Annotated in this window: 27 protein-coding genes; 11 read left to right on the plus strand and 16 right to left on the minus strand. The window is 43.2% G+C overall.

Annotated features, from left to right (window positions below):
• Position 1: 1 nt before the first annotated feature.
• The 13 genes from R8G66_14895 to R8G66_14955 all read right to left on the minus strand — a co-directional run bounded on the left by R8G66_14895 (position 2) and on the right by R8G66_14955 (position 15,309).
• Positions 2-1,636 carry a DUF3843 family protein gene (locus tag R8G66_14895; protein MDW3193655.1) on the minus strand — a complete coding sequence of 545 codons (1,635 nt, stop codon included), beginning with the start codon at positions 1,634-1,636 and terminating at the stop codon, positions 2-4.
• A 231-nt stretch (positions 1,637-1,867) separates the two neighbouring features.
• Positions 1,868-3,757, minus strand: coding sequence for an amidophosphoribosyltransferase (locus R8G66_14900; protein MDW3193656.1), 1,890 nt, complete (start codon positions 3,755-3,757; stop codon positions 1,868-1,870).
• Between the two features lie 20 nt (positions 3,758-3,777).
• Complete coding sequence (locus R8G66_14905) at positions 3,778-5,181, minus strand: NADH-quinone oxidoreductase subunit N (GenBank protein ID MDW3193657.1); 1,404 nt, start codon at positions 5,179-5,181, stop codon at positions 3,778-3,780.
• On the minus strand, positions 5,181-6,785 hold the full coding sequence (locus tag R8G66_14910; protein MDW3193658.1) for an NADH-quinone oxidoreductase subunit M: 1,605 nt from the start codon (positions 6,783-6,785) through the stop codon (positions 5,181-5,183). Before R8G66_14910 ends, R8G66_14905 begins: the two co-directional genes overlap by 1 nt.
• 5 nt (positions 6,786-6,790) lie before the next feature.
• Positions 6,791-8,725: an NADH-quinone oxidoreductase subunit L gene (locus tag R8G66_14915; GenBank protein ID MDW3193659.1), complete on the minus strand. Its 1,935-nt coding sequence runs from the start codon at positions 8,723-8,725 to the stop codon at positions 6,791-6,793.
• Positions 8,722-9,027 carry an NADH-quinone oxidoreductase subunit NuoK gene (nuoK, locus tag R8G66_14920; GenBank protein MDW3193660.1) on the minus strand — a complete coding sequence of 102 codons (306 nt, stop codon included), beginning with the start codon at positions 9,025-9,027 and terminating at the stop codon, positions 8,722-8,724. The genes R8G66_14915 and nuoK overlap by 4 nt, the downstream gene beginning before the upstream one ends.
• Positions 9,024-9,524 carry an NADH-quinone oxidoreductase subunit J gene (locus tag R8G66_14925; GenBank protein ID MDW3193661.1) on the minus strand — a complete coding sequence of 167 codons (501 nt, stop codon included), beginning with the start codon at positions 9,522-9,524 and terminating at the stop codon, positions 9,024-9,026. Before R8G66_14925 ends, nuoK begins: the two co-directional genes overlap by 4 nt.
• Positions 9,521-10,648, minus strand: a complete 1,128-nt coding sequence (locus R8G66_14930) for a 4Fe-4S dicluster domain-containing protein (protein ID MDW3193662.1) — start codon at positions 10,646-10,648, stop codon at positions 9,521-9,523. The genes R8G66_14925 and R8G66_14930 overlap by 4 nt, the downstream gene beginning before the upstream one ends.
• 12 nt (positions 10,649-10,660) lie before the next feature.
• A complete protein-coding gene (locus R8G66_14935; GenBank protein ID MDW3193663.1) occupies positions 10,661-11,716 on the minus strand; it encodes a complex I subunit 1 family protein in 1,056 nt (351 codons plus the stop codon).
• A 130-nt stretch (positions 11,717-11,846) separates the two neighbouring features.
• Complete coding sequence (locus tag R8G66_14940) at positions 11,847-12,476, minus strand: hypothetical protein (protein MDW3193664.1); 630 nt, start codon at positions 12,474-12,476, stop codon at positions 11,847-11,849.
• Entirely contained in the window at positions 12,458-13,921 is a 1,464-nt protein-coding gene (locus tag R8G66_14945) for a hypothetical protein (protein MDW3193665.1), read from the minus strand. The genes R8G66_14940 and R8G66_14945 overlap by 19 nt, the downstream gene beginning before the upstream one ends.
• Before the next feature lie 167 nt (positions 13,922-14,088).
• Positions 14,089-14,541 (minus strand): D-aminoacyl-tRNA deacylase, encoded by a 453-nt coding sequence (dtd, locus tag R8G66_14950; protein ID MDW3193666.1) that lies wholly within the window; start codon positions 14,539-14,541, stop codon positions 14,089-14,091.
• 246 nt (positions 14,542-14,787) lie between these two features.
• On the minus strand, positions 14,788-15,309 hold the full coding sequence (locus R8G66_14955; protein MDW3193667.1) for a hypothetical protein: 522 nt from the start codon (positions 15,307-15,309) through the stop codon (positions 14,788-14,790).
• 102 nt (positions 15,310-15,411) lie between these two features.
• Here R8G66_14955 and R8G66_14960 point away from each other — a divergent pair, with 102 nt between their 5' ends.
• The 3 genes from R8G66_14960 (at position 15,412) to R8G66_14970 (ending at position 17,170) form a co-directional block, all read left to right on the plus strand.
• A complete protein-coding gene (locus tag R8G66_14960) occupies positions 15,412-15,708 on the plus strand; it encodes an iron-sulfur cluster biosynthesis family protein (GenBank protein ID MDW3193668.1) in 297 nt (98 codons plus the stop codon).
• Between the two features lie 349 nt (positions 15,709-16,057).
• Positions 16,058-16,348, plus strand: a complete 291-nt coding sequence (locus tag R8G66_14965) for a hypothetical protein (GenBank protein MDW3193669.1) — start codon at positions 16,058-16,060, stop codon at positions 16,346-16,348.
• Positions 16,349-16,360: 12 nt separating this feature from the next.
• Positions 16,361-17,170, plus strand: coding sequence for a hypothetical protein (locus R8G66_14970; GenBank protein MDW3193670.1), 810 nt, complete (start codon positions 16,361-16,363; stop codon positions 17,168-17,170).
• On the opposite strand, the gene R8G66_14975 is transcribed toward R8G66_14970, so the two are convergent.
• Positions 17,151-17,930 (minus strand): SGNH/GDSL hydrolase family protein, encoded by a 780-nt coding sequence (locus R8G66_14975; GenBank protein MDW3193671.1) that lies wholly within the window; start codon positions 17,928-17,930, stop codon positions 17,151-17,153. The two genes, R8G66_14970 and R8G66_14975, sit on opposite strands and share 20 nt — an antisense overlap.
• Before the next feature lie 127 nt (positions 17,931-18,057).
• Between R8G66_14975 and R8G66_14980 the strand changes: the two genes are divergently transcribed.
• The 5 genes from R8G66_14980 (at position 18,058) to R8G66_15000 (ending at position 22,675) form a co-directional block, all read left to right on the plus strand.
• The gene (locus R8G66_14980) at positions 18,058-18,921 is read left to right on the plus strand and encodes a DUF2975 domain-containing protein (GenBank protein MDW3193672.1); all 864 of its coding nucleotides are present in this window, start codon (positions 18,058-18,060) and stop codon (positions 18,919-18,921) included.
• Positions 18,922-18,924: 3 nt separating this feature from the next.
• The gene (locus R8G66_14985) at positions 18,925-19,137 is read left to right on the plus strand and encodes a helix-turn-helix transcriptional regulator (GenBank protein MDW3193673.1); all 213 of its coding nucleotides are present in this window, start codon (positions 18,925-18,927) and stop codon (positions 19,135-19,137) included.
• 76 nt (positions 19,138-19,213) lie between these two features.
• Positions 19,214-20,017, plus strand: a complete 804-nt coding sequence (locus tag R8G66_14990) for a CPBP family intramembrane glutamic endopeptidase (protein MDW3193674.1) — start codon at positions 19,214-19,216, stop codon at positions 20,015-20,017.
• Between the two features lie 60 nt (positions 20,018-20,077).
• On the plus strand, positions 20,078-21,946 hold the full coding sequence (locus R8G66_14995) for an SUMF1/EgtB/PvdO family nonheme iron enzyme (protein ID MDW3193675.1): 1,869 nt from the start codon (positions 20,078-20,080) through the stop codon (positions 21,944-21,946).
• 294 nt (positions 21,947-22,240) lie between these two features.
• On the plus strand, positions 22,241-22,675 hold the full coding sequence (locus tag R8G66_15000) for a helix-turn-helix transcriptional regulator (GenBank protein ID MDW3193676.1): 435 nt from the start codon (positions 22,241-22,243) through the stop codon (positions 22,673-22,675).
• A gap of 29 nt (positions 22,676-22,704) precedes the next feature.
• Here R8G66_15000 and R8G66_15005 read toward each other — a convergent pair whose 3' ends face one another.
• Together R8G66_15005 and R8G66_15010 are read right to left on the minus strand one after the other, a co-directional pair.
• Positions 22,705-24,048, minus strand: coding sequence for a tetratricopeptide repeat protein (locus R8G66_15005; protein ID MDW3193677.1), 1,344 nt, complete (start codon positions 24,046-24,048; stop codon positions 22,705-22,707).
• Between the two features lie 89 nt (positions 24,049-24,137).
• A complete protein-coding gene (locus R8G66_15010) occupies positions 24,138-24,317 on the minus strand; it encodes a hypothetical protein (GenBank protein MDW3193678.1) in 180 nt (59 codons plus the stop codon).
• Positions 24,318-24,636: 319 nt separating this feature from the next.
• Between R8G66_15010 and R8G66_15015 the strand changes: the two genes are divergently transcribed.
• From R8G66_15015 to lgt, 3 genes are read left to right on the plus strand one after another with little or no spacing between them, the layout of a single operon-like run.
• Complete coding sequence (locus R8G66_15015; protein MDW3193679.1) at positions 24,637-25,134, plus strand: sigma-70 family RNA polymerase sigma factor; 498 nt, start codon at positions 24,637-24,639, stop codon at positions 25,132-25,134.
• Positions 25,115-25,300, plus strand: a complete 186-nt coding sequence (locus tag R8G66_15020; protein ID MDW3193680.1) for a hypothetical protein — start codon at positions 25,115-25,117, stop codon at positions 25,298-25,300. The genes R8G66_15015 and R8G66_15020 overlap by 20 nt, the downstream gene beginning before the upstream one ends.
• A complete protein-coding gene (gene lgt, locus R8G66_15025) occupies positions 25,297-26,127 on the plus strand; it encodes a prolipoprotein diacylglyceryl transferase (GenBank protein MDW3193681.1) in 831 nt (276 codons plus the stop codon). Before R8G66_15020 ends, lgt begins: the two co-directional genes overlap by 4 nt.
• The last annotated feature ends 90 nt before the right edge of the window (positions 26,128-26,217 follow it).

Below are 26,217 nucleotides of genomic sequence, written 5' to 3' on the forward strand. Positions count from 1 at the left end.
TCTATTGATTCGCAGGATCACAAACTAAACTAAATGAAGGACTGGTTTGATAATCATCCATTTTCCAAAACCGAAGTAAAAAGTCAAGGTGGTGCAAATAGGATACGCCCATATCCTCTTTAAAGAAGTCTAGTTTGTCCCCGGCATGCTCGACGAAAAACTCAGCCAATTCTTTAGACACATTTTCGGCAAAGAAAATCCTATCCACATAGTCATTGGCATCTTCTGCGTTGTAGAATTGATTATGATCGAAGGGGAAGAAATCATTAAATCCTGGAACAATTTCCAGCCCAGCAATAGGATTGAAGAAAACCAATGCATTGACCACTTCCTTCGATGCTTCCAAACCTCGATTATCTTCAAACAGTTGACGAATCATTTGTTCGCCAATTGACTTCTCTTTCGAAACATTACTTACAGCGCGTAGATCAGCAGGCAAATGTTTTTCGTAGTGCTCCCAAAAATCATTGATGAATACCTCCACGTCCTTAAGCCACATGAAAGCAATGGGTTGACCTTCGTTGAACTCCAAAAAACACTTCCTTTGAAAGCTGAGCACTTCTCCTGTCTTTTGTGGATCCTGAAGAAAATGAACCTGTTGCTTGTTGCTTAAAGAACCTCGTTGTTCTTCTACGATTTTTTCATCGTACGGTGCAGGAGAACACACTCCGGAAAACCACCATTCCTCTCTCCAATTGACGATTCCTAACATCATCATCGTACGATCTACTTCAAATTCATCAACAGAAATAAAATCCTCCAGACGCACATCAAAAGCCCGACCTGATGCGATGTGTTCAATTGAAAAATGAGTGCCACGTTCCCCTTTGTACAAAAAGACCGAGTTGATTTTAGGCGTCAAGCTTTGGAAGGCCTCGTGTAAAGGGTGTGTATCCCCAAGGATCTCAGCCACCCATTCATGACTTTTCAGTGCTAGCAGTTGAGTACGAGTGTTGTACAAAAGATGATCTCTGGAATCGTCCAGAAAACCAGAAAGGTTATCATCCTCCGCGTGTTCTTCAGCAATGGCTTCCAATGTCTCCTTTAGGCGAATGCCCGTATCCGGATAAAATAAATAAGAGTCGAAAAAGACATGTTCCATGTATGACCTGGCGACATAATAATCCGTCTCGCACTCAGATAACTCATAGCTTGCTTTTAACCTTTGATTCTCGGGGGCCTCCTCCCAGGCAGGTATGAGCATGTCAGTGATGGCTTCTCCCAGCTGTAGAATGAAAACATTCAAATGAGAGACGAATTCATGTTCCTGCAAACAATTAAGAAAATACCAGATCAAAAAACAGATATCCTCATAATTCACCTCACCTGCATAGTATTCTTTGATCTCATAATACGGCAGTGGCGTATCGTACAATCTTTGATGAACCCTGACAAATGAATTCCAGATGTTGGTTTCAGATACGAGATCTTCCAAATACGCAGCCAGGTAAACGCAAAGTTGATCTACACCTTCTTTGTCTAATATTTCTTCTAGAGTTTCCCAGGCTTCCGTTCGGTAGATACCTTGCTTGATCTCATTACATAGGTTGAGATAATATGTGTCGGTGGAAGAATGTGCATCTGGTGACTTAAAGGAATGCCATTGATTGATGTAAATCCGCCCTGCTTTTTTCATGATCCACCAAAGCTAGAACACATTCAGATAGTATGACTGTATATTATGAGAGTTCATCTCAAGGCCAATCAAAATCGCTATTATCAGTCCGACTAGAGAGATTCTTTGCCAGGAAAAATCGACATAGAGATTCCCTTACCGGTCGTCCTGCAGCATTATGATTTTATTCTAAATCCAGATTCCAATAATTAGCCTGAAGCACTCGGTTAGTGAGCCTGAGCCTGTCGAAGGCTAATACGCCCTCACTTCCACACCCTTCATGAAGTTAATGAAGGAGCGGTTCACTACGCGATTGCCACCTGGAGTAGGATAATCACCAGTGAAGTACCAGTCACCAATATGGGCAGGGCAAGCTTTGTGCAGATCTTCGACGGTTTGATAAACTACTTGCAATTCCGCCTTCATACCTTCAGGTTTCACAATTTCTGAAATCTTGGATGAGATTTGATCATAGGTGAAAGGCTCATAAAGTTCTTTCACAAAATTAGGCTGATCGGGATCATTGGTAGACGCCAGACATTTATCGAATACTTCATCCAGCAGGTATTCTTTGTCATGATCTTTGAGCAATTCAAGCATCGCCCGGAAGGCTACAAACTCCTTCATTTTGCTCATGTCAATACCGTAGCAATCCGGATATCTGATCTGAGGTGCAGAAGAAACAATGACTACCTTTTTTGGGCCCAGTTTATCCAGTAGGGTCAGGATGCTACGCTCCAGTGTGGTACCACGAACTATGCTATCATCGATCACGACCAGGGTATCATTCCCCTTATTGATCACCTCAAACGTGGTATCGTAAACGTGCTTGACCATGTCGTTTCGATGCTCATCATCGGCAATGAACGTACGAAGCTTTACATCTTTCAAGACCAGTTTTTCAACCCTTGGTCGGAAACTCATTATTTCATCCAGAGAATCAATGGTCGGTTTCCCTTCCAGAATCACTTCCTTCCGCTTATCAATCAGGTATTGATCCACCCCTTGCATGAGTCCCAAAAAGGACGTCTCCGCAGTATTGGGAATGTAAGAAAATACGGTATTCTTTAGATCGAAATTACAAGACTTCAGCACCTGAGGGATCAACAACTTCCCTAATTGCTTGCGCTCATTGTAAATGTTCGGATCAGTGCCTCTGGAGAAATAAATGCGCTCGAAGCTACAGGACTTTCTTTCTTGTGGCTCAATGAACTGTGCCTGTCGAATGTTCCCGTCTTTTTTGATGATCAAGGCATGTCCCGGATCGATTTCCTGGATCTCATCGTATTCGCATTCGAAAGTGGTCTTTAAGGCAGGCTTTTCAGAAGCAACTGCTACCACCTCATCATCGATGTAATAGTAAGCCGGACGGATGCCGTTTGGGTCTCGTGCGACGAAACTTGCTCCATGTCCTACTAATCCGGCCATGGCATAGCCTCCGTCAAAATCTTTACAAGAGCGTTCCAGTACCTTCTGTACATCCAACTCCTCTTCAATCACCGAGGTGATCTCTTTATTGGAATACTGACCTTTGTATTTCTCAAATATTTTTTGATTCTCGTCATCCAGGAAATGACCAATCTTCTCCATGGCCGTCACCGTATCGGTTTTTTCCTTCGGGTGCTGTCCAAGCTCTACCAGAATATTGAAGAGCTCATCCACATTGGTCATGTTGAAGTTTCCGGCCACCACGAGATTTCTACTTCTCCAGTTATTCTGACGCAAAAACGGATGACAACTTTCAATGCTGTTTTTACCATGTGTTCCATAACGCAAATGGCCTAACCAAAGCTCACCACTAAATGCGCAGTTTTCACGCATCCATTCCGCACTATTGTAATTGTCCTTACCTCCTTCTTTGAGCGCTTTTCGGTATTTCTTACCTACTTTTTCGAAGATATCTTCCAGTGGTCGTGGGTCAATGGTCCGGTATCGACTGATGTATCGGTATCCCGGAGGCATGTTGATCTTGATATTGGCAATTCCTGCCCCGTCCTGCCCCCTGTTGTGCTGCTTTTGCATGAGCAAGTACATTTTGCTCATGGCCCAGGTCGGCGTTCCATACTTATCAATGTAGTACTGAAGTGGCTTTCTCAATCTGAGGAGGGCAATGCCACATTCGTGCTTAATAGGATCGCTCATGGGTCACAGGTGGTATGTTACTAATTTAACAAGATAAAGTTATCGAAAATGTCAGGCACGGCGAAAACCAAAATGAGCGAGAGAGCAAAAAAAAGCATAAATGTTGCCATTTTCCAATTACTCGATCGCAGTTCCTTCGATTCTGAAGGTACCATAAAACAGTAATAAGGGACCCGCAGATAGAAGAATAATGATACCGCCGAACTCAATATACCCAGCACAACGAAAGTGAGGTACAGATAATTCCCGGAAGCTTCGTAAGCTTGCCAAACTGCCGAAAACAGCCATAATTTGATAGAAAATCCAGCCGTTGGTGGCAACCCAACCAGGGAAATCATGATCACTACCACACCTCCGCCAATGATCGGGGACATCTGCCCCAAACCAGACAACCGGGCTAATTCCAATTCTCCTTTTTCTTCAAAACAGGAAACAAAATAAAAAGCGCCTATGTTCATCAGGGCATAAACCCATATGTAATACAAAAATGCCTGACTGCCATAGTCTGGCAGCATAGTAAGGGGCAACAAAAACCCTGAATGAGCAATCGCTCCATAAGCCAGCATTCGCTTAACCTGAGTTTGCTGCAAGGCCGAAAAAGTTCCTATCAATATGGAAGCGATGGCGGCAAGGAACAGGATATTGATGATCCACTCACGCTGTAGTACAGGCGCCAGACTCAAGAGTAGCGCAAATCCTGCAATTTTAGGAACGATTGTGAAGAAAGCAACCAGTTCCGTTGGAGCAACCTGATAGGTAGCAGGCACCCATAAATGAGCGGGAAAAACGGATACTTTGAACAAAATGCCTACAAGGAGCATGGACCAGCCTACCAGAGAAAGCAACTCATCTGAGACCTGTCCAGCAGGTAACAAGGTTCCCTCCAGACCATAGATCAAACTCATACCATATAGCATGATGGCGGAACAAATGATCCCAGTTAATAAATACTTGATCGCGGCTTCAAAACTCTTTTTGCGAAAATGAAAAGCGGTAGCGATATAAGCTGGCATAGATGCCAATTCGATGCTCAAAAAGATGAGCAGTAAATTCCTGGCACAGACCATCAGCATACACCCTGTGAGCATGGCCAACAGCATGAAATAGAATTCCGTATTACGCTTCCAAAACGACCTAAACAGCATCATGGACAGGGAAGCAAATAGCAATAAATACTGAACATTACTACCAAGTTCGGTCACGACCAGATCACCATTGAACAGAGGACCGATACTAGTGGATTTGAAGAAAATGGCTACTGCAATGATTAACCCATAAAGTCCGACTTGCAGCATACGCTGAAGACCAAAGATTCCTGAAATCAATAGAACAATAGAACCGAAGATCAAAATCAACTCAGCTGATAGCTTGGATAAGCCATCCAGGTTTTCATTGAGCAGGCTATTGATAGATGTGGCCTCCATTACCTGGCGCTGAAGGTTTTCAAATGCGTAATGAATTGCTCTACCGTGCCTTGAGAGATATCCAATACCAATCGAGGCCATATCCCTAACAACAGGATCAACAAAATAAGTGGAATGAACATGAGGTACTCTCGCTTATTGAGGTCACTCATTTGACCTTCCCACTCTGCCTTTCGTACCCAATAGGTTCCGAAAAACATTCGTTGTAAGGTCCACAGGTAATAAATGGCAGAAATTAATATACCAACGGTAGCGATGATGGCCATGGTGAATGGCACCACGCCATTGGATCCGGCTGAAGCAAAAGCTCCCATCAACACCATGACTTCTCCAATGAAACCCGACAAGCCAGGAAGTCCCAGGGAAGCAAAAAACACCAAAACCACCACAGCTGTGAAAGCGGGGAGCCTGGATGCCAGTCCACTAAAGTTTTCAATGGTTCGATTGCTCGTTCGATCATAAAGGACCCCTACGATCAGGAATAAAGCTCCCGATATCAAACCATGTGACAGCATATGAAACAAGGATCCTGAAACGCCTTCCACAGTCAGAGCACCCAACCCAAGCAAGACGAATCCCATGTGTGAAACAGAACTATAGGCCACCAGTCTTTTAAAGTCTCTTTGAGCAAGTGCATTCATACCCCCATAGATGATGGACAGTACGCCAAACCCAGCAATCAGGTAAGACCATTCCCAGGCCGCGTCGGGAAAGATCGGATAAGCAATCCTTAAAATACCGTACCCGCCTACCTTCAATAACAGTCCTGCAAGGATGACAGAAATAGGAGTAGGTGCCTCTACGTGTGCATCGGGCAACCAGGTATGCAATGGCACTACCGGAAGTTTGATTGCAAAACCAATGATCAAGGCTAAAAAGGCCACTTCACGAATCGGCAGTCCCCACAGCCAGTTTTGAGCACCTGGCGCAAGAACACTTTCGTGCAGGTAATTCGATGCATCCATCAGGTGCAGCAAATTGAACGTATGGATTTCCGTTCCGGGCTCGACTGCCGAAGTGTACAAACCGATCATTACGATCAGGATCAACAAGGAACCTACCAGTGTATAAATGAAAAACTTGATGGAGGCATAGCTTCTTCGTTTGCCACCCCAGATACCAATGAGAAAAAACATCGGCAAGAGCATCAATTCGAAGAACAGGTAGAACAGGAAGAAGTCTAGCGCGACAAAGCAGCCTACGATTGATGTAGCCAGCAGCAAGTACAAGAAGAAGTATCCTTTCGTTTGTTTCTGAATGGCCCAGGAGCTGATCACACCAATGACCAAAATGAGTGATGACAACATCACCAATGGCAATGAAAACCCATCAACACCAAGGAAATATTCGACTTTGAAGATCAGTGATTTGCTAAGGGCAAGGCTGAACCATTCCATTTGTTCCACGAGCTGAAAGGATTTCGTAAAAGCTTCGGAAGCATCGGGATTCTTGTATTGGAGCCACGCAACGACAGAGAAAACAAGCTGCAAAACTGTTGCTATCATGGCAATCCAACGTGGGGCCTGTTGCTGATTAGCAGGCACCACCACCACTATCAGGGCAGCTAACAAAGGGATGAATGTGATCAGTGTTAATATTCCCATCCTCCTTAGAGATTAGTATTGATCAAGAGTAGCAAAACCAGCAATATCACCATCAGCAAAATGAAAAATTGAGATTGCAAGTCTTTGGATTGTATTTGCTTCAAAAACCATCCAAGCGTCCTTGACAACCAAGCCGCGAAATTAACGAAGCCATCAATAACATAGTGATCAAATAATCGAGCAGTTTTTGCCAAAACGACTGTGCTGATGCTGATGAAATGTAAGAAAGGATCAATTACTCGTTCATCGATGGCCTTTGACAGTAGTGCTAATTGATTGTATGATCGAATGAATGCCTTTTCATACAGTTGATCCAGGTACAATCCTTGAAAAGAAAGCTTCTGTATTGGGTTAAGTCGTTCTGCCGTCATCAAGGTCCGGTCTTCAATTTTAGTATTGTTGTACCTCACATAAGCAAATGCCATCCCTGCTATTCCTAACCCCACCGAAATCATGGGCAACCAGAAATAGTGCGCATGATCTTTTTCTCCAAACAACGCCTGGGTCAGGTTTGTGCCATCCCCTATTGGGTTGAAGCCATACCAAAACCATAGCGACCCCAATGCCAGTAAAATCAAAGGCAATTTCACTGTAAATAGTGGTTCAGCCTCTTTGTTGCTTTCTGTTGCTTCTAATTCGTTCTTAAAAAACACCAGGCGCCATTGACGAACCATGTAGAAAGCCGTCATCAATACACCAGTAAGGCCTAGCACTGGAATCAACGTCCAGATACCTCCAAAGGACTTTGCTTTGATTACCGCGGCTAACAAAATTCCGTCCTTGGAAAAGAAGCCACTAAAAAAGGGAAGACCCACCAATGCCAGCAAACAAATAGAATAAGCTAAAAATGTCACAGGCATGGATTGACGAAGATCCCCCATGAATCGCATGTCTTGTGGGTCGAGTTTTGGTTGGCGATGATGCATTTCATGAATGATCGCACCAGCCGTCAAAAAGAGAGCGGCCTTGAAAAAGGCATGTGTCCATAGGTGGAAGAAAGCCATTTCTACGGAACTCACACCGATGGCCAGGATCATGTATCCCAACTGAGAGATCGTAGAATACGCAAGCACCTTCTTGATATCGAACTGCGTCAAGGCAAAAAAAGCGGCCATCACAACGGTAAATGCGCCAATGATGGCGGTTGCCATCATAACAGGTTCCGGAAATATGATCGAAACCCGGATCAATAAATATACTCCAGCAGCAACCATGGTCGCTGCATGTATCAAGGCGGAAACCGGCGTTGGGCCGGCCATCGCATGTGGCAACCAGGTATGGAATGGAAATTGTGCCGACTTACCCATTGCTCCGACCAAAAGGCCTACAGAAGCAAAGGTCAACCAGGGTGTCGCTTCCATCGCATTTAAATCCGAAACGAATAAGTTTCCGGTATTGACCCAAAGGGTGAGTATTCCAGCCAATAGCAGTACATCCGCAACCCTGTTGGTAATGAAGGCATTTCTGGAGGCTTGACTATTGTTGATGTCCTTGTACCAAAATCCAATCAACAAATAGGAGGCAAACCCAACCAGCTCCCAAAACACAAACAATAACAGCAAATGATCAGCTGCCAGCAACCCAATCATGGAGAAGGTAAAAAACCCAAGTTTTCCGAAATATCGATAACGCTCCTCTCCTTCTAGATAGAAAGAGGAAAACAAGTGCACCAATAATGAAATAAAGTACACCAGCGCAATGAGTGAAAGCGAGATCTGATCCAGTCGCCAGCCTATCTCAAAGCCAGGGAACCACTCAAATCGATGTGAATGGCTTGATTCCAGGTCAAAAAACAGCAGGTTTAAAGTCAGCAATAAACCAGTGAGCATACCCACCAGCACGAATGGAATCAATAGTGATTTCTTACGAGACAGATAGATCACCATGCCTTGCAACAAAGGCAACAATAAAATCAGGCTATATATTGTCCAGACACTCAATTCCCTAGCTTGGTTAATTCGTTAAGGTTAGAAGTTTTCATCTTTCTGAATATGTTCAGCAGGATCGCCAATGCAATGGACGCTTCCGCTACAGCGATCACTATGATGAATAGCGCCAGCATTTGCCCTTGTAATCCTGGGTTCGTTCTTGAGAAAACCACCAGGTTCAAATTGGTGGCATTCAACAACAATTCCGTACCAATCAGAATAAAGATCAGGTTCTTTTTTGTGAGGATGATGACCAACCCTATGCAAAAGAGCGCCGCGGCCAAATAGAGTCCATATGTAGCAAAGGGAATCATGCGGAGGTTTTGATTTTAGCTAAAAATGCAGCTCCAACAAGCACCACTAATAATAGATAGGCGATCAATTCAAAAGCCACCAGGTTGGTAGTCATCAGTTGAATCCCAATTTCTTGCACCTGAACTTGAGATGGCTCAACAATACTATTTGTCAAATTAAATCGACCAATGACTCGAACCAGCAGATATAAACTCAGTCCCCCAATAAGGATCGCGGGCACCAGGTAATGACTGGAAGCATTCAAATTCCCCTCTCCTTCTCTTTTGGTGATCATGATCCCAAAAACCATCAAAACCACAATCCCACCAGCGTAAACCAGGATCTGTACCACTGCCAGAAACTCCGCTCCAAATAAAATAAAGATCGCCGCCAAACTCAGTAGTGTGAGCACCAATAGTAAGGCTCCATGGATCACATTGCGACTGATAATGATTCCCAACGCTGAAAGCAAGGCTACCCCACCAAAAGACCAAAAAAGGATTTCTTCTATGTTCATTCGTTGGTTTCAGATTGATTATTGGCCGGATCGTCCTTCTTTTTGATCACAGGCTTGACCACCGGCTTCTTCATGACCGGCTTGACTTTGGGCTTGATCACGGGCTTAGGTGCTGTTTTCTTTTCGCTAGTCTTTTCTTCTTGTTCGGCCTTCTTGATCACTGGCTTGACCACCGGCTTTTTCATGACCGGTTTGATCTTGGGTTTTACAACAGGCTTAGGACTGGCTGCTTTTGGTGTTTCATTCTCAAGCTGATCCTCTGCTTTCTTAATGACTGGCTTTACCCTGGGCTTTACTACAGGCTTTGGAGCGGAAGACGCTTGTGAATCCTGATCCGTAGGCTCGTTTTTCTTTATTACCGGCTTGACTTTAGGACGGAAGACTGGCTTTTTGGGGGTCGCCGAAGGTTCCGTCTCTCCAGTAGCTGGAGAAGCTGGTTTTTTCACCGGAGGAACCCTGGGTTTGAAAACTGGTTTTTTTGCAGGAGTCGTTTCCGGAGAAGCGGCTGCAGCTGGCTTTGGTCTCGCAATAGCAGGTTTTTTTGCCGTAGGTGCTGCACTAGCCTTCGCGGCTTGTTTGGCCGCTTGATGTTCTTCAAAGGCCTTTTTCTTTTCCAGAATATCCAGAGGAGTCATTTCCGCAAAAGCGTAATTATGATCCTCTACTTCAAACTCGCTGAAATCATAGACCTTGGTCATGGTCAGGCATTCTGTAGGACACACCGTGGTGCAAAGCCCACAAAAACAGCACTTGGCCATGTCGATATCAAACTTGGCCGCGTAGATGCGCTTTGAAGTACCATCTGAAGTTTTGCCGATTTCTTCTGCCGACCGAACAGGCTCAATATCGATACAATTGACCGGGCAAACCTTGGCACATTTATCGCAAACAATACAATCGTCGATTTCATTGTGCAGGCGATAACGACCATTATCAGGTACCGGGAGTGATTCCGCAGGATACTGTAATGTGGCAATCCCTTTGTCCCATTCAAAATAATTTGCCTCCTGAACGCCCACAGGTTCGCGTTGAACCCGGGCTTCTGCCAGATGTTTCACCGTCAGCTTCATCCCTTCAGAGACGGTCTTGACCGATTGCTTTATATGTTTGAAGTATTCTGACATTTCATCAACACATTACATGATCCACAACCTCCACATGGCGATTAAAAAAACCAGTATCAACGACGCTGGAGTCAGGTATTTCCAGGACAAACTCATCAGTTGATCCACGCGTAACCTGGGCAAAGTCCAGCGTATCCACATTTGTACCAGTACAAAAAATGTGGCCTTAGTCACTAACCAGAATACCCCCCAATACGTTCCTGTAGTCCACTCCGCTAAAGCAAAAGATCCCATGTTTGGCAAGGGCGTTTGCCAACCGCCCAGAAACAAGATGGCTGCTAAAAAGGAAATCAGCAACATCATGCCGTATTCGGCCAACATGAATATCCCAAACTGAAATCCTGAATATTCAGTATGGTATCCACCGATGATCTCAGACTCACTTTCTGGTAAATCAAAAGGGGACCGATTGGCTTCTGCCATACCTGCGATAAAGAATATAAGGAACACGGGAATCAACAAGGGTACGCGAAACAGGTTCCAATTTAGGAAACCACCCACTTCGGAGGTATCTACTCCAGTAGCAGCTATTCCAAACAGGTGATTTTCCATACCCGTACCTTGTTGCAGGACAATTTCTTGTAAGTCTACACTCTGGCAAACCATGATCACACAAAGGATACTGAGTCCAAGTGGGATCTCATAGGAAATTACCTGTGCAGCAGACCTTATGGCGCCATACAAGGAGAACTTATTGTTTGAGCCCCAGCCGGCCATCAGGATACCCAATACATCGAGTGATACGAAAGCCAACAAGAAGATGATGCCGGTTTGTATACCGCTACCTGCTTCCAGGTCGGTCAGGGGCAACAGCGCATAGCCAGTGAAGATGGAACCAAAAACCACCAAAGGGGCCCAGATAAACAAAGGTCGATCAGCTTTTAAAGGAACAATGTGCTCTTTTTGGAGCATTTTCAAGAGATCAGCCACAGTCTGCAGCAATCCTATCGGACCTACTTCCATCGGTCCTACCCTACTTTGAATGAAGGCAGAAATTTTCCGCTCGCCGTAGACTCCTAACACCACGAAGCCGAGTAAAAAAGGAAGATAGAATAGAAAAGCGATCATTCAGTTCAACAACCCAAACAAATGGTGAAAAGTTGATTAAAAGGCGAATTTAGAGGATAACAAAATGTCAAGCATAAAAAAATGCGGTAAGTATCCTCACCGCATTCAATTAGCTCTTATTAATTAATGATCAGAATCTTCTTTTGATAGAAACTCCCAGCGTCTGATTGGAAAAACGATCAAAGAATAAAAAAGACCTATACCTAATTCCAATACTTGCTTTATCATTAAATCGATAGTCCCAATACCCACCTAAATGGTACCCCAGAAAGAAGCCTCCTTCAGTATCAACGTCATAATCGAGCACTTGATCTCCCCTGGAAACTACGTTCCCTATAAAAACCCGATCCAGGTAACGGAGCACCGGGCCCGTTGATACCCCGAAGACATTAAGGCCGAATTCACGCTGATAATTAACACCAAAATCCAAATTGATCACATGGACTTTTTCCGTGAAATCCTCTATGTCAAAATCTTCCTTTTGCATGTAAGCCCAGGAAATGGCACTGGTTAAAGCAAAATTCTTTTTGACAGACTGTTCAAACCCCATAGATAGAAACCCACCTGGCAACCGCGGATAAGGTGGTGAAATCGAAAATCCGGCGGCCAACTCGATGGCTCTTCCGTAATTATTTGATTCTTCTGCAGATTCTTGCGAGAACGCATCAAAGCCAAAGAGGCAACTTGTTAAGAACAAAATTAGAACTATGCCTTTCAAGCGACCTCTCTGAAAATTATGGATTAATTGGATAGCTGCCATTTAAATCCATTCTGCTCGTAAATGAAATCTCGAGTTTGCCACCAGAAAATAGCATCTTCGGCAAATTCTGTTAGATCATCATTAATTGTAGTCTCCGCGGTGATGCCTGACTTAATTGTAGCGTCATCCATTTTGTCCTCGTATTGCGTTGATATAGTGATCTTGGTGCCTTCTGCCCAGGACTTGTCTCTCTCGATAAAATTGATTCGAAGAACTGTTCCAAAAGTAGCCACATCCCAAGCGTTTAGCATGGTTACCGACTTGTTCCACCATTTGTTTTTAATGTCACCTCTGCTACCCGGTTCTAGCTTCCCAGAAGTATAGATAATTGAACTTGAAGAAGTATTACCAATAGCAATTCTGACGAAAATTTCGGGAGCTCCGCTTACCCAACCTTCTATGTCCTTTAGTCTACTTCCAGACAAGTACATACGTGCCATCTTTAGTCGCTCTCCATCTACTCTTTCAGAACCTTTTGTCGCAATAGGTGCTGACCATGGACCATGATCGATTCCACCCGAGCTTTTAACATGTATGCCTCTTACAATAAAGAATGTTTTTGCTGCAGGTCCGATGTATGTGGTCAGGAAAGTCTGATTTGCAGGAACATCCGCAATCCATTGGAAATTCGCATCTTGAGGTCTCATCCTCATGATTTGATATTTAGTCTCATTGGCCACATCTCCCCATGTCAAAATATACTGACCAGACGAACCTGTAGGCAAAATATTTAAGTTGGTAGGCGCAGTAGGAAATACTTCCGATTTTCCTGCGTTCTCTTCCTTATCTTCCGATTCTTCGGGTTTGATCTCAATGTACTCATCTTTGGTGTACAGCAAGTTTCCATCACCATCCACTCGCTCTGATCTGCTAATGACAACTACAGGAAAATCAGGCTCTTCTTTGGTACTTAATTCAAAAGCATTACCCTTAGAATCATAGGCCTTAACAGTAAGCGTCGTTTTTTCATTATAGTCGTCCGTGAGGAAGGTCACTAATGGCGTGAAATTCTCGGTATCCCATTTTTCGATATTTACAGGAACAGCAATTTGCAGATCAGGATATTTCACCTTTAAAGCATCCAACCAGTTTCCACCAGACACACCTCTGCCAGCAGTTTTTGTACCATTGATTTGATCCATTAGAAGCTCCTTCACCACCATATCATCTTTTAGTGGCATGTTTTCCAGAAACTTATAGAAGATATCATAGTCTCCATCATACATTTTCATAGCTTCCTTCTTGATCAGTGCCCTGAATTCAGGATCGTCCATACTCTTAGCCACCGTCAAGGCAAAATCATCCAGCAACTCATCTTTATCAATGGAAGCAGATAAGGAATTTAGATCTGGAACAACCTCATCCGAGGCCGTGAATTCTGTTGTATCATCACACGCGACGACAAACAGCACCAGTGCAAAAAACATTAAAAATGAATTTTTCATAATCGTTTTTGTTTTGAAAAAAATTGTGTTTTGAAAAAATTGTTTCGAGACGAAAGTACCTAATTATTTCCGTTAATTAGAAATGATTTTCAAAATTTGAAAAATTTATTACCTAATGAAAAAGAATCCTTAATCAAAGGCTGATAAAACAATAAAAACAAGGGGAATTAAGTCCGATTTTTAGTATCAATAATGATGGTTACAGGGCCATCATTTTTCAAAAAAACCTGCATATCCGCACCAAATGTACCGGTCTGAACTTTTGATGTTGTTCCTGATTTGATTGCTTCTATGAATTTTTCATAAAGTGGGATCGCGATATCCGGCTTGGCGGCCTTGATGTAAGAAGGCCGATTTCCTTTCTTAGTACTGGCGTGAAGTGTGAATTGACTTACAATCAAAAACTCGCCTTTCACATCCAATGCACTTAGATTCATCACCCCCTCCTCATCTGAGAAGATCCTGAGGTTCAGCACTTTCTTGGACAGCCAGTCAATGTCTTCCTGACCATCTGCATCTTCGATTCCGAGCAAGATCAACTGTCCCTCATCTATGGCTCCAGTAATGTCACCTTCAATAGAAACATTGGCTTCGTGTACGCGTTGTATGACAGCTATCATAGAGTAGCAAAAAAATTGTCAGTAAAAAATAAAAAGCGTTACTCAGCTAAAATAAGCAACTATCACCATTGACACCACTTTTAGCAGTTCGAAAAACACCATTGTCGTGGTTAAATGGTACAATAAGAGTCGTCGAAACTCCAGTTTTGACAAGTTCAGAAAACCATCATCAGCGGAATGACTAAAAAACTGGCTTGTTCATTCACAGTGCTAAAAAAGAATATTATGAGCTGAGTCTGTCGATTATTAAAAAATCCCTTGAATCTCTCCTTTTACAAAATCAAGTGCTTGTCGGGTTGAATCCGCAGGACGAGCCATGCTAAGGTCTATGACTTTTTTTGCCAAAGCCAGTCCTTTTTCTTCCCCTTCCAAACTGCCACCGGCTTCATTGATAAGGCTGATCACATCTTCTACGGCGCTTTGCACTTGATTCCAGGCTTCTGCAGACATGTACACTTGCTGCGACAAATTGTGATTGAACTCTTCACGGATCTCATTGATCAGGATATGCTGATACTCTATGGCATTGAGCTCCGGATTATTGATCCTGGAAAGGAGATTGGTAGGTGAAATTCTTTCTAATAACAGGCAAATTCTTTCATAGGCCTGCAATCGCACAGGAATGACCACCTCCTGACTTTTTTGTGCAACCTGCAATCGAATTTCATCAAGCTGCTTATTCAGAAATGAACGCACCAGCAAATAAGCCAGATACAATACCAAAGCAGCGGGGCCCAACACTTTTATCAACTCAATCAAAGGTTCCATGGAATGAATAGTCATGTTAATTTGTTACGGATCAAATTTAGTTATTTTGTGATCCCGATCTTGAGCAATAACGCTTACTACACGGGCATGTTTCAATAAGCAATGGCAGAAAATCCGATTGAGATAACCGAAGAGGCAGCCAAAGAGATCCAAAACATCTTTGAGCACAAGCAAATTCCGTCTGATTACTCGCTACGAGTAACCGTAAAAGGTGGTTCGGGTTGTGCCGGTGTGAAGCTCACCCTTGGGTTTGACAAACCTAAAGAAGACGACCTTACATTAGAGGTTCAAAAAATCCCAGTATTGATCCGAAAACGGGAATTAATGTACATTATGGGGAAAAAAGTGGATTTTTACAATGAAGCCGATGCCCGCGGGTTTCTATTCGTAGATCAGTAATTTATCCTCGTCATTTTCGGCGAAAAAGGCGCAATTCACCTGTTCGTCTAAGCCTATCTCCCATTCGTCAGAAGTTTTAGCCCAACCAACGACAAAACGCATCCCAAAATCACCTCTATATACATCTTTGTGACAGCTGGAAATTTAAGAGTGAGACAGGCAGAGGGAGTCACCATGAAGTGACTTCCTCTCTTTTTAGACCACAGGTCTTTTCAACCGTTTATTTCGCCTTACCTAAAGACATTTAAGAATACCTGCTAGACAAATCTTCGACAATCAATCGGGTCGCTACGAGTTAGCGACCTTTTTTTGTATTATTGAAGTTAATACCTCTTCATTCCAAACCAACATGTTTAAAAACAGCGGCATTGCCATTCTATTTTGCCTTGGCATATATTTAATGATCAACATCACCGTTGCATTCCTGATATATGATTTTGTTGACTTTCTTCAGGATGCCCAGAAATTCTCAAACAACATTGAAATCTTCAATTGGATCGCATTACTATGGCTCATAGCCAGCATCGCAATTTTTATAAAAGCAATTGTTACCCGTGAAAAATTCGATTTGAAACTAAAATTGGGATCAATTCTTCTCATTGCGGTAATAGCGCTCAACATGGTGATGAGTTTCTTATAAAACACCAAAAACTTGCTCACCAACTCTTACCTTTCCAAGATGAAAAAAATGGGCATCATTGGGGCAGGATGGCTAGGCATTCGACTAGCCAGACTTTTTAATGAGAATTTTGAGATCTACGCCACCACGAGGAGTGCAGATAAATTTGAAAGTCTGATTCAGGAAAAAATACATCCTACCATGATGGAGTTTTCCGGTGAGCAAGTGCAGCCTATTCAGCCCTGGAGCGAACTTAAACAACTGGATCTCCTGATCCTTACCGTCAATTTCTCGAAACGCACCGAAATATCTGTTCTAAAAAATCGCTTCGAAAATGTAAGTCGTTTCATCAAGGGATTTGAGGGCCCCATCTTTTTGATGAGCTCAATTGGTGTATATCCATCAATGGAAATGGAGATTGAAGAGGATACGATAACTGAATCGGAACTTCAACCCAACATCCGATCCGTTGAGCTTCAGATGCAAACTGCATTTCCTCAGATCAATATCTTAAGGTTAGCAGGCCTCATGGGTGACGATCGCTTCCTGAGCAAGTACAAAATCAAGGACACACATCAAGCAGCCAATCATATCCATTACGAAGATATTGCTGGGGTCATCGAAAAAATGATTTCAGTGAAATCTTCAGCAAAGACCTACAATGTGGTAGCTCCCAAACACCCTACCAAACAAGACATAATGGATCAACAATTGGGCGAAGCCACCACTATTGAAGCGGAAAAACCTGCTGGCAGAATCATACTGACGAAGAAAGTTATCAATGAATTGGGTTACGTTTATAAGCGTCCGGATCCCCGGTTTTTCAAGGAAGCTGCTCGTTGATAAAGTGTGCCATGTCCCTGGCCATTGTCTGATATGTCAATTTTGACGGATGCACTCCATCACTAAAAAAGTCTTCGTCTTTCGCTTCGATATTGAAATTCCGCTTCCATTGCTCAAAAGTGATCACCTGGTGATGATAGGCAACCTGGGATTGATTCTGAACAGCAACTTTTAATGTCTCTCCAAGTATCTCACATAAGTTTCCAATGACCCATTTCATCAAAGGTGTAAAAGCTGCAAACTCCTTGATCGGAGGAAGGCTACCAATCATGATGGCAGTATTCGGGAATCGGTTACGTATCTCTTCCACGAGTAAACTCATTTGTTTTTTCCAGCCCCAGGGCGTGTTCAAGGTAAAAGAATCATTTCCTCCCAATCCAATCACAATCAAATCAGGACATGTCGCTTCATCAATAGACGGAATCAGTTTCTCTCGCACCTCCCGAGCCGTGTAACCACTTTTAGCAAACACCTTCCATTCGATGTTTTTCTCCATCAATTGAGACAACTCCCTAGCCAATGTCCCTGAAAAACCCTCCTCGTGCGTTTTGACCCCAACACCCGCCATCGTACTCTCCCCAATGACGAGCAGCTTCCATGTTTCTTCCGCATTATTCGATCTGACTAACCCGTCAGTACCTGTGGCTTCCGGCAAAGAGGGAACGTTGGCTTTCACGCGCTTTCCCTGCACATACAAAATAGGCAACAGGGGAATGGTCAAAAGCACACCTAACCAATACCTGAGGTAGATCTTAAGCATCTTGCGAACATAGGGAGGATTTTTCAGTAGCGTAGCCCGAACATCTGTTAAACCAAAGATCGAAAATGAGAAAAATTATTGTTTATCAATAATTTCCATAAATTTGTTATCGAAAAACGATAATAAAATGAAAAAGAACCGCCTTTTAATTATTGTCCTTCATCGGGTATTTGTCATATCATTTTGGTTCCTGATCGCTTTTGGCCTTATCACTACAGCCAGAGATTTTTATAATGAAGAGATCATCATAAGTGGATGGCACAATCTTCCGGTCTATGATCCTATTGCCTTACCTGTGAAAGTTCATTTAGCTGTTCCTGATTCTGTTGTCAGGTATGAGGTTTTGGATTCTTTAGGCAATAGCATCAGTAGCGGTAATCGCAGGTACTCCAAAATTGAACTGCCCAATCAGGAATTGGACCAATGGAGCGACAGTATCAGCCGTTTACCAAATGTAAAAAAGCACTTCTGGCACAATGAAGTAACCATTTACAAGGATACTCCGGAAGGAGTCCATACGCCGCAAAAGGGGCCCCTACAACACACTCGTTCCGATATCACGGCATTTGGAACGGTTTATGCAAAATCGTCCGACTCCTGGCTCAATGTGCTCATGCAGCTATCCAATAAGCTCAATTTGATCCTAACGATCCTTATTCTTTACCAATTGAAGTGCATTTTCTTCAGCCTAAAGAAATCCTTCTCTTTTGAGCCAAAAATTGCCACCAGGGTCAAGTGGCTAGGGATGATCTTGATTGCCTCAGAGATATTCAGTGCCTCTCGTAGTTATTTTCTGACCAAATTCAACGATTATATCATGTTAGAAAGTTTCGACAATGGCAAATGGATGAAAAGCATCATTGACATCAACATCAATCCAACAATTACCTTTGAGTGGAGTATTTTCATCGTTGGATTTTCATTACTGGTATTAAGCTCCTTGCTGCAGCTAGGCAATTCCATTGAAGCTGAAAATGAGTTGACCATTTAACCCATGCCCATAGTTATTAACCTGGATATGATGTTGGCCAAACGCGGCATCAAAAGCAATGAGCTCGCCCAAAAGATAGGGATCACCACCGCCAACCTGTCAATTTTGAAGACTGGAAAAGCAAAGGCCATTCGGTTCTCGACGCTGGAGGCCATTTGTGAGGCATTGGGCTGCCATCCGGGGGATATCCTGGAATATCATTCTGAAACAGATTAAGTAATCGCAATAAGATTAAGGCCGAATTCCTCCTGTTCCGTCCATTTTGTGATGTACTAAAGTATCTTCGGGAACAATGAGCTCATCAAATGTAAATTTAGGTGGAGGCATAGCCGTAGCATTCGGTTTCCTGTTATTGCTCCTGCTTCCCTTTGAAGCATTTTTCAGGGCTTTTGATTTTCCCTCGTTTCAGTCTGAGCAACTAGGGGATATCATGAAAAATCTGATCATTATGATTGGCGCCTTTGTGCTGATCTACCGTTCAGGTTATCAGAAACTTGCGGGGCTCACTACCTTAAAAACCAAGATTACTTTTCTCATCATTGTGCCACTGTACTTTTTATTAGCCGGTCCTTTCCAGTACTGGATACTAGATTATCAATTTGACAGCATACAAATAGGAGATATATTCATTTTACTTCTAGCCATGTTATCGGTTGGATTTTCGGAAGAACTGGTGTTTCGAGGGTATGTACTTCCACATTTACTGATTGGTGCTGATGCCAGACAAAGACTCATCATACCGATTTTCACAGCAGGTTTTTTATTTGGCGTGTTACATTTCGTCAACCTGCTTTCTCCAGATGCCAATATCATTACAGTATGTGCTCAGGTAACTTACGCTACTATGTTTGGTATTGCCTTTGGCATCCTTCTGCTTAGAACTGAGCGCATATTTCCCATCGGATGCCTACATGGTCTGATCAATTTCTCCGGAAATCTTCACGATCTTCCGGGAGCTATTGAACCTGGCAACATCGATGAATACCGGGTATGGGAAGCAGTGCTAAGCATCATCATTGTCATTCCATTTTTCATACTTGCCCTTAGACAACTCCCTAAAATCCAACGAGAACACTTGTTGCAGCAGTATAAATAATCCCCCTGGTGCAACTTAAAGGCTTGACTTCATGTCTCTGATTTAAACTTAGCAACGAAAATGATGAGACCAATCAACCTGATCCTTCCAATTCTATCATTCATAGTCCTACAGAGCCTCGGTCAAACAATAACAGCGCCTGTACCCGAAATGGTCTTCGTAAAGGGTGGTGCATTTCAGATGGGTTGCTCGGAAGAGCAGATCGGACAATGTGTAAGTGATGAATTACCCATCACTCAAGTCACTTTATTTGACTACTGGATGGGAAAATATGAAGTAACCAATTCCGAGTATGCGGCTTTTCTCTCCAGTGAGGGAAATCAGGTGGAGGGTGGTGAAAGGTGGTACAAAATAGACAAATACGCCCTGATCGTTGCTACCAAAGACGGCACATTCAAAGCAAAGCCAGGCTATGAACGCTATCCTGTATCCAATGTCACGTGGTATGGCGCCCAAGCTTACACAAAATGGCTATCCCTTATCACCAATCAAAATTACAGACTACCTACAGAAGCTGAATGGGAATATGCTGCAAGAGCTGGTCAAAAAAGTAGTAGTTATGTTTACAGTGGAAGCAACACCGCTGAAGAAGTGTCGTACTCTTTTGAAAATGCGGATGAATCAAAAACGGGTTGGGGATTCAAACGGGATGTAGGTTCCCATCCAGTGGGCTCAAAATCTCCTAATGAGCTGGGTATCTTCGACATGAGTGGCAACGTGAAAGAGTGGTGTAGCGACGCCTATGAATATAAACTCCAAGGCGGAGTAAATCCGACCGGGCCTGTCAATGGCTCTTATCGGATACTCCGAGGCGGGAGTTGGGACAATAAAGCGACAGCAGGGAGGGTCTCAGCTCGCAGCAGTGCCCAACTCATTGGTGCTTTTCCAGTCAGTAAAGGCTTTCGAGTGATCATGGATGTCGACTTATCTGAAAAGATTGAGACATTCGCGAAAGAGAAAAATTTCAGTGGGGTAATCCGAGTCACTCATAAAAACCGAACCCTCTATCATGGCAGTTTCGGATGGGCAGACGTTGAGAATATGATTCATCATCAAGATCAAACACCCTTCGCCATTGCTTCCATTTCTAAGCTTTTTACAGCCATAATTATCCTTCAGTTGGCAGAAGAAAGAAAGCTTTACCTTAACAAGACCATCGGTCAATATTTACCCGAATACCTGGGGCCAGCTAGAGATTCTGTCTACATACATCAACTCCTCAATCATACCTCTGGGATTAAACGTCCTGAAACGATATTTCCGGAAAAAAACGATATCCCCCTGATGTTCCTGGATAGCCTTTCTTCCGATGACCTGTTCACTAAATATTGTCAGGGCAGTCTTGAAGTTAAACCTGGTACTCTATTCAATTATAGCAATGGGGATTACATCATCCTTGGAAAGATCATAGAACAGATAGAAGATGAGGCGTATGAAAAAGTGCTCGCCAGGCGCATACTGGATCCACTTGGATTATCAAATACAGGATTGATCACCTACTCCACATCCAGTAAGAGATTTCCCCAAGGCTATACCTGGAAGGAAGAAACACAGGACTTAAAGAGAGATCGTAATATCCAAATAGCAAACTACTTTACTGGAGGTGCGATGTATTCAAACGCCGCAGATCTCGCCACCTTTTCAGATGCTTTGTTTCGCAAAAATGCCTTGCTAAATGATCAATCGATGGACCAGCTCCTAAGGACGTACCCCGAAACCCGGAGTTACGGGTATGGTCTATGGGTACGATATCAACAACACGATCGAACTGTGATCAAAGTCACGGAACGATACGGAAGGATTTGGGGTGTAAACACTTTATTAAGTCACGTATTGGACTTTGACATCAATATTGTGGTACTCGCAAATACCAATCGCGTCAATCCTGCATCGGTTCAAAATTTCGTATTAGAACAGCTAATTAGGTGAAAAAAGAAAGGTGAAGCATGAAACTTCACCTTTGCCATAGAACCAGCATCGGTATTACTCCGCCAAACAGAGCATACATCTTTCGACGCGGCTAACTTCGCTCCACGGTCGAGTCGCCTGTCATGTCACACGGCAGCCATCATCTGAAGTTTTCATACAATTTGTATCTTTCGTGCTCATTAAGCCCGGCTCTGGTTTATCAATCTATGATCATTACGTGATCAGTGATGTAAATATTGACAATTAAATTGTCATTTGAAAATAAAATACGCATTTTATTAAAAAAATTTACTTTTGAGCCATTTCAGTCATAATCTTAAGTTTTGGAGGCAACAAAAAGGCCTGAGTCAGAAGAAGTTTGCCATTGAACTTGGCATCAACCGTGGCAAGCTGGCCACTTATGAAGAAGCAGTGGAACCTCGACAGGAGTTTCTACTGTCACTAGTCGACAATTACCACATCAATCTGCACTATTTCCTCACTCGAAAAATGACAGAGGGCACATTCGATACCTTTTTTCTTGATGACCCTGCACAGGACTTCATCGTCGATTACAAGCCCATTGGCAGCACCATCATATCCAAAATACAACTCATGGCCAATGAGCAGGAATTTGAGGAAAGAAGGAAAATGCTGGATGAGCTTACCCTCGATGTTAGTCGAATGATCGAGGAAAAGCAGAATATTCAGGAGGAGCTCTTATTGCTAATGAAACGCCTTAAGCTTTGATGGTGTACAGAATCTGCCCCATTCTCAGATCAGTCCCTAAGCTCAATCCCATATTTATCCTTCAGGCGTTTTTCCATCTGAAGTGCGAGTCGGCGATTGTGTTGCTTTACGCTATACCTCCTCCACCAAAACCAGGCCGCAACCACGATCGTCATCAGTAGCAACGTCCAAAGGCTCCAACTCATGATCAGTCCCCAACGCTCTTCTTTGGCGAGGGCTTTACGATGCTGTTGATAGAGCTGAGCAATCATGGAATTATTACTCGCATTGATGATCTCATAGCGATCTCTTGCAATCCGGTAAACATGACGCATGGCCCGCCCCCGGATTTCCATGTCTTTGATCCCAAGTGAATCCAGGTAGGCTACTGACCCAAACAACTCAGGAGCTTTGGATAGCTCGATGTTGTTTTCATACAGTGTTTGCGACTCTTGATAATTCAACTCATCGATATTGATTTCGAGAGATCGGGTGAAGGCCCAGATGGCAGAATCCAACATCCGTTCTGCGAAGTAGACCCGACCCAGGTTGAAATAGCTATGGATCTTTAACTTATCCTGACCTTCTGCTAGTTCCAGGGCATCAAAGAGATACTTTTTTGATTGATCATACTGCCCAAGAAGTCGATGCACATTGCCACGGTTGTTCTGTACCTTGCTTCGATGGATGACATCAGTACCATTGAAATGGAGCGCTCGATTATAACATAGCAACGCACTATCCAGTAAGATGTGATCATTAACCGCCTTAGCCTCCATGTAATTAAGCACACCCAATTCCAACCAAATATTCGCATAAGCTATGGTATCCTTCAAATCAGGATTGCTTTCCAGTATGCGAAGTGCCTGAAGTTGATTCCTTATCCCATCTGTCACATCTCCCTGGTGCTTCAATGACAATCCCAAATCGTAGTGCATATCCGCTTGCATGCGATAGTCCACGGAAGACTTGACACCCATCCGGTCACGCCGAAGTTGCTCTGCCACGGTGTGTACCCCCTTGCGCTCAGCAATGTAAGCCAGGTTCTCGTACAGTTGCTGTATACGGATCGGATCATTCAGCTTACGATAGGCCCGAATACCACCGAAATAGAAATGGAAGGCATTGGCCGCGTCTTCCTGATAATCGTAGATATAACCCAGCAGAAAGTGCGCTTTTGCCATGGTTATTAAATCTCTCTCTTCCAATGCGAGATCCATGGCTCGCTGACCATGCACTCTCGCGTCATCCGGAGATTCCAAATAAAGCTCACGTGCCGTCTCATATTGATCAGCAGCCGTCAGCTCAGCTTGAGCAAGGATCTTAACAGGAATAAGAAAAGGTAGGCATAATAGGATAGCGTACCGGTTGGTTCGGGTGATTTGGGCAAACATGAATATAATTCCACACTAATTCACCGGTATAGATAATAAAAAAACTACACATACCCTCGCGGTTTCACAAAATAATGCCAATTATTTTTTCAACCACCGGGAGGTGGTGGGTTACTTCCACCCGTTCCACCTGCATTACCATCAGTATTTTCCAGATCAGGCAAAGGAGTAGAGTGAATGTCTTCAAGGTCTGTGGTTAGGCTACAACTTGTAAATAACAAACCAATTGCAATGATTGAGGCAAAGAAATAAGACCGTGCTTTGTTCATAGGTTCCACGCTTTAATATTCAACATTAAAGATAGCACATACCCTAAAACTTTGGAAATAAAATGCATATTTTATTTGCATTTTGATTTACTCACGAGTGTCTTAGTAGCATTTTCAATACTTTTTTTCTCAGAATAGAAGCAGAATATTCTTATAATTCGAAGTTTCATTGCATAATGTCACGGACATTAAAAGTGTGTTGATGGATATCATCTCTGATCAGAGACCGAGAAACTTTTTCACATTTATTTTCCTCTTCTTGTGACATTTCTGATAAATCTGCAACTAATAGGTTAATAGCAGTAGCTTCATCTACAAATTGGACAAGCGTCACTTCATACAAGTCATTGATCAGCACCGGGGAACCATCCGCAGCCTCTGTCAGGTATATTATGCCACTCCCGAGGATCAAAAGGATGCATTTCAGGACATTGTACTTCAACTCTGGAAATCCTTTGACTCTTTTGAAGGAAAGTCGCAGATCAACACGTGGATCTACCGGGTAGGCTTGAATACACTGCTTTCTAAAAAGCGGAAAGAACAACCTTCCACCAGCTTTACCTCCATTGACGGATATCAGCAACTCCTTCAAACCAGCAACTCGGATGATGATCTGGAGCTACTTCATCAGGTGATCCAGACTTTAAAGGATGTAGACAAGGCCATGGTGGTACTGCATCTGGAAGGCTATAAAAACAAGGAAATAGCAAACATGCTCGACCTTTCGACTTCCAACGTAGCCACTCGTTTCAATCGTATCAAAGCCCAGTTAAAATCGAGATTCAATACCCATACTTATGCAACTAAACGACCTTAAGCCAACGTGGCAGCGATTCAAAACACAAAATGGTATGCAGGATCTGAATACCACAGAGATCTTAATGCTCATTGAGGAACCCAATACCGACGCGACCCACGCCTACCGACTGTTCGCCAAGGCAGTATTGTTTCTGGTCATCACTTTTTTCTGTGTAGGTGGATGATCTCGGCCATCATTTGGGACATTGACCCTAATATCATTCCCGGATTTGATTACCTGAGGTGGTATGGCGCCAGTTGGGTCCTGGGCATGCTGGTTGGTTATCAGATTGTCTCGCGCATCTTTCGTATCGAAGGGGTCCCTATTGAAGCATTAGACAAAATCACTACCTATGTCGCTCTGGGAGCGATCATTGGTGCGCGATTGGGACATATTTTATTCTATGATCCAATTCACTACTGGCAACATCCGATTGAAATCTTGCCGATTCGACTTGAGCCCACCTTTACATTCACCGGACTGGCAGGACTGGCGAGTCATGGAGGCATATTAGGTGCATTGTTCGCCCTCTACATGTACACCCGAAAATATCAAAAGAATTATCTCTGGCTACTAGATCGACTAACTGTAGGTGGAGCTGCCCTGGGAGGGTTCATCAGACTTGGCAATCTGATGAATTCTGAGATCATTGGTATCCCGAGTGATCAACCATGGGCATTTGTTTTTACCCGCATCGATCAAGTGCCCAGGCATCCGGCGCAGTTGTATGAAGCCTTGTTTTACCTGACCTTATGTTTCGCGCTGTTTCTGATCTGGCAGTCTGGGAAATTTAACACCAATGCTGGATTCATATTTGGTCTTGGTATGGTGTTCATTTTTATTCAGCGCTTTCTCGTGGAATTTGTCAAAGAAAATCAAGTCGCTTTTGAGGAAGGGCTTACCCTGAACATGGGTCAGAATTTAAGTATTCCATTAGTACTTTTGGGAATAGTGATGATTATATGGAGCCTGAAATCGCAATACATCGATATAAATTCACAAAACATTTAATCTTACAGTTATGGAAAAAAAGGATATAGATCAAGGCCCAAAACTTATGTAATTTTTCGTCGTAAAATGATAGAAACCAATCTCTGGGGA

Source organism: Cytophagales bacterium, from assembly GCA_033344775.1.
Lineage (GTDB): Bacteria > Bacteroidota > Bacteroidia > Cytophagales > Cyclobacteriaceae > JAWPMT01.

Bases quoted from the DNA above. Each gene is read 5' to 3' on its own strand.
- R8G66_14895 (MDW3193655.1), bottom strand. From the start codon at position 1,636: ATGAAAAAAGCAGGGCGGATTTACATCAATCAATGGCATTCCTTTAAG.
- R8G66_14900 (MDW3193656.1), bottom strand. From the start codon at position 3,757: ATGAGCGATCCTATTAAGCACGAATGTGGCATTGCCCTCCTCAGATTG.
- R8G66_14905 (MDW3193657.1), bottom strand. From the start codon at position 5,181: ATGGAGGCCACATCTATCAATAGCCTGCTCAATGAAAACCTGGATGGC.
- R8G66_14910 (MDW3193658.1), bottom strand. From the start codon at position 6,785: ATGGGAATATTAACACTGATCACATTCATCCCTTTGTTAGCTGCCCTG.
- nuoK (MDW3193660.1), bottom strand. From the start codon at position 9,027: ATGATTCCCTTTGCTACATATGGACTCTATTTGGCCGCGGCGCTCTTT.
- R8G66_14925 (MDW3193661.1), bottom strand. From the start codon at position 9,524: ATGAACATAGAAGAAATCCTTTTTTGGTCTTTTGGTGGGGTAGCCTTG.
- R8G66_14930 (MDW3193662.1), bottom strand. From the start codon at position 10,648: ATGTCAGAATACTTCAAACATATAAAGCAATCGGTCAAGACCGTCTCT.
- R8G66_14935 (MDW3193663.1), bottom strand. From the start codon at position 11,716: ATGATCGCTTTTCTATTCTATCTTCCTTTTTTACTCGGCTTCGTGGTG.
- R8G66_14940 (MDW3193664.1), bottom strand. From the start codon at position 12,476: ATGGCAGCTATCCAATTAATCCATAATTTTCAGAGAGGTCGCTTGAAA.
- R8G66_14945 (MDW3193665.1), bottom strand. From the start codon at position 13,921: ATGAAAAATTCATTTTTAATGTTTTTTGCACTGGTGCTGTTTGTCGTC.
- dtd (MDW3193666.1), bottom strand. From the start codon at position 14,541: ATGATAGCTGTCATACAACGCGTACACGAAGCCAATGTTTCTATTGAA.
- R8G66_14955 (MDW3193667.1), bottom strand. From the start codon at position 15,309: ATGGAACCTTTGATTGAGTTGATAAAAGTGTTGGGCCCCGCTGCTTTG.
- R8G66_14960 (MDW3193668.1), top strand. From the start codon at position 15,412: ATGGCAGAAAATCCGATTGAGATAACCGAAGAGGCAGCCAAAGAGATC.
- R8G66_14965 (MDW3193669.1), top strand. From the start codon at position 16,058: ATGTTTAAAAACAGCGGCATTGCCATTCTATTTTGCCTTGGCATATAT.
- R8G66_14975 (MDW3193671.1), bottom strand. From the start codon at position 17,930: ATGCTTAAGATCTACCTCAGGTATTGGTTAGGTGTGCTTTTGACCATT.
- R8G66_14980 (MDW3193672.1), top strand. From the start codon at position 18,058: ATGAAAAAGAACCGCCTTTTAATTATTGTCCTTCATCGGGTATTTGTC.
- R8G66_14985 (MDW3193673.1), top strand. From the start codon at position 18,925: ATGCCCATAGTTATTAACCTGGATATGATGTTGGCCAAACGCGGCATC.
- R8G66_14990 (MDW3193674.1), top strand. From the start codon at position 19,214: ATGAGCTCATCAAATGTAAATTTAGGTGGAGGCATAGCCGTAGCATTC.
- R8G66_14995 (MDW3193675.1), top strand. From the start codon at position 20,078: ATGATGAGACCAATCAACCTGATCCTTCCAATTCTATCATTCATAGTC.
- R8G66_15005 (MDW3193677.1), bottom strand. From the start codon at position 24,048: ATGTTTGCCCAAATCACCCGAACCAACCGGTACGCTATCCTATTATGC.
- R8G66_15010 (MDW3193678.1), bottom strand. From the start codon at position 24,317: ATGAACAAAGCACGGTCTTATTTCTTTGCCTCAATCATTGCAATTGGT.
- R8G66_15020 (MDW3193680.1), top strand. From the start codon at position 25,115: ATGCAACTAAACGACCTTAAGCCAACGTGGCAGCGATTCAAAACACAA.
- lgt (MDW3193681.1), top strand. From the start codon at position 25,297: ATGATCTCGGCCATCATTTGGGACATTGACCCTAATATCATTCCCGGA.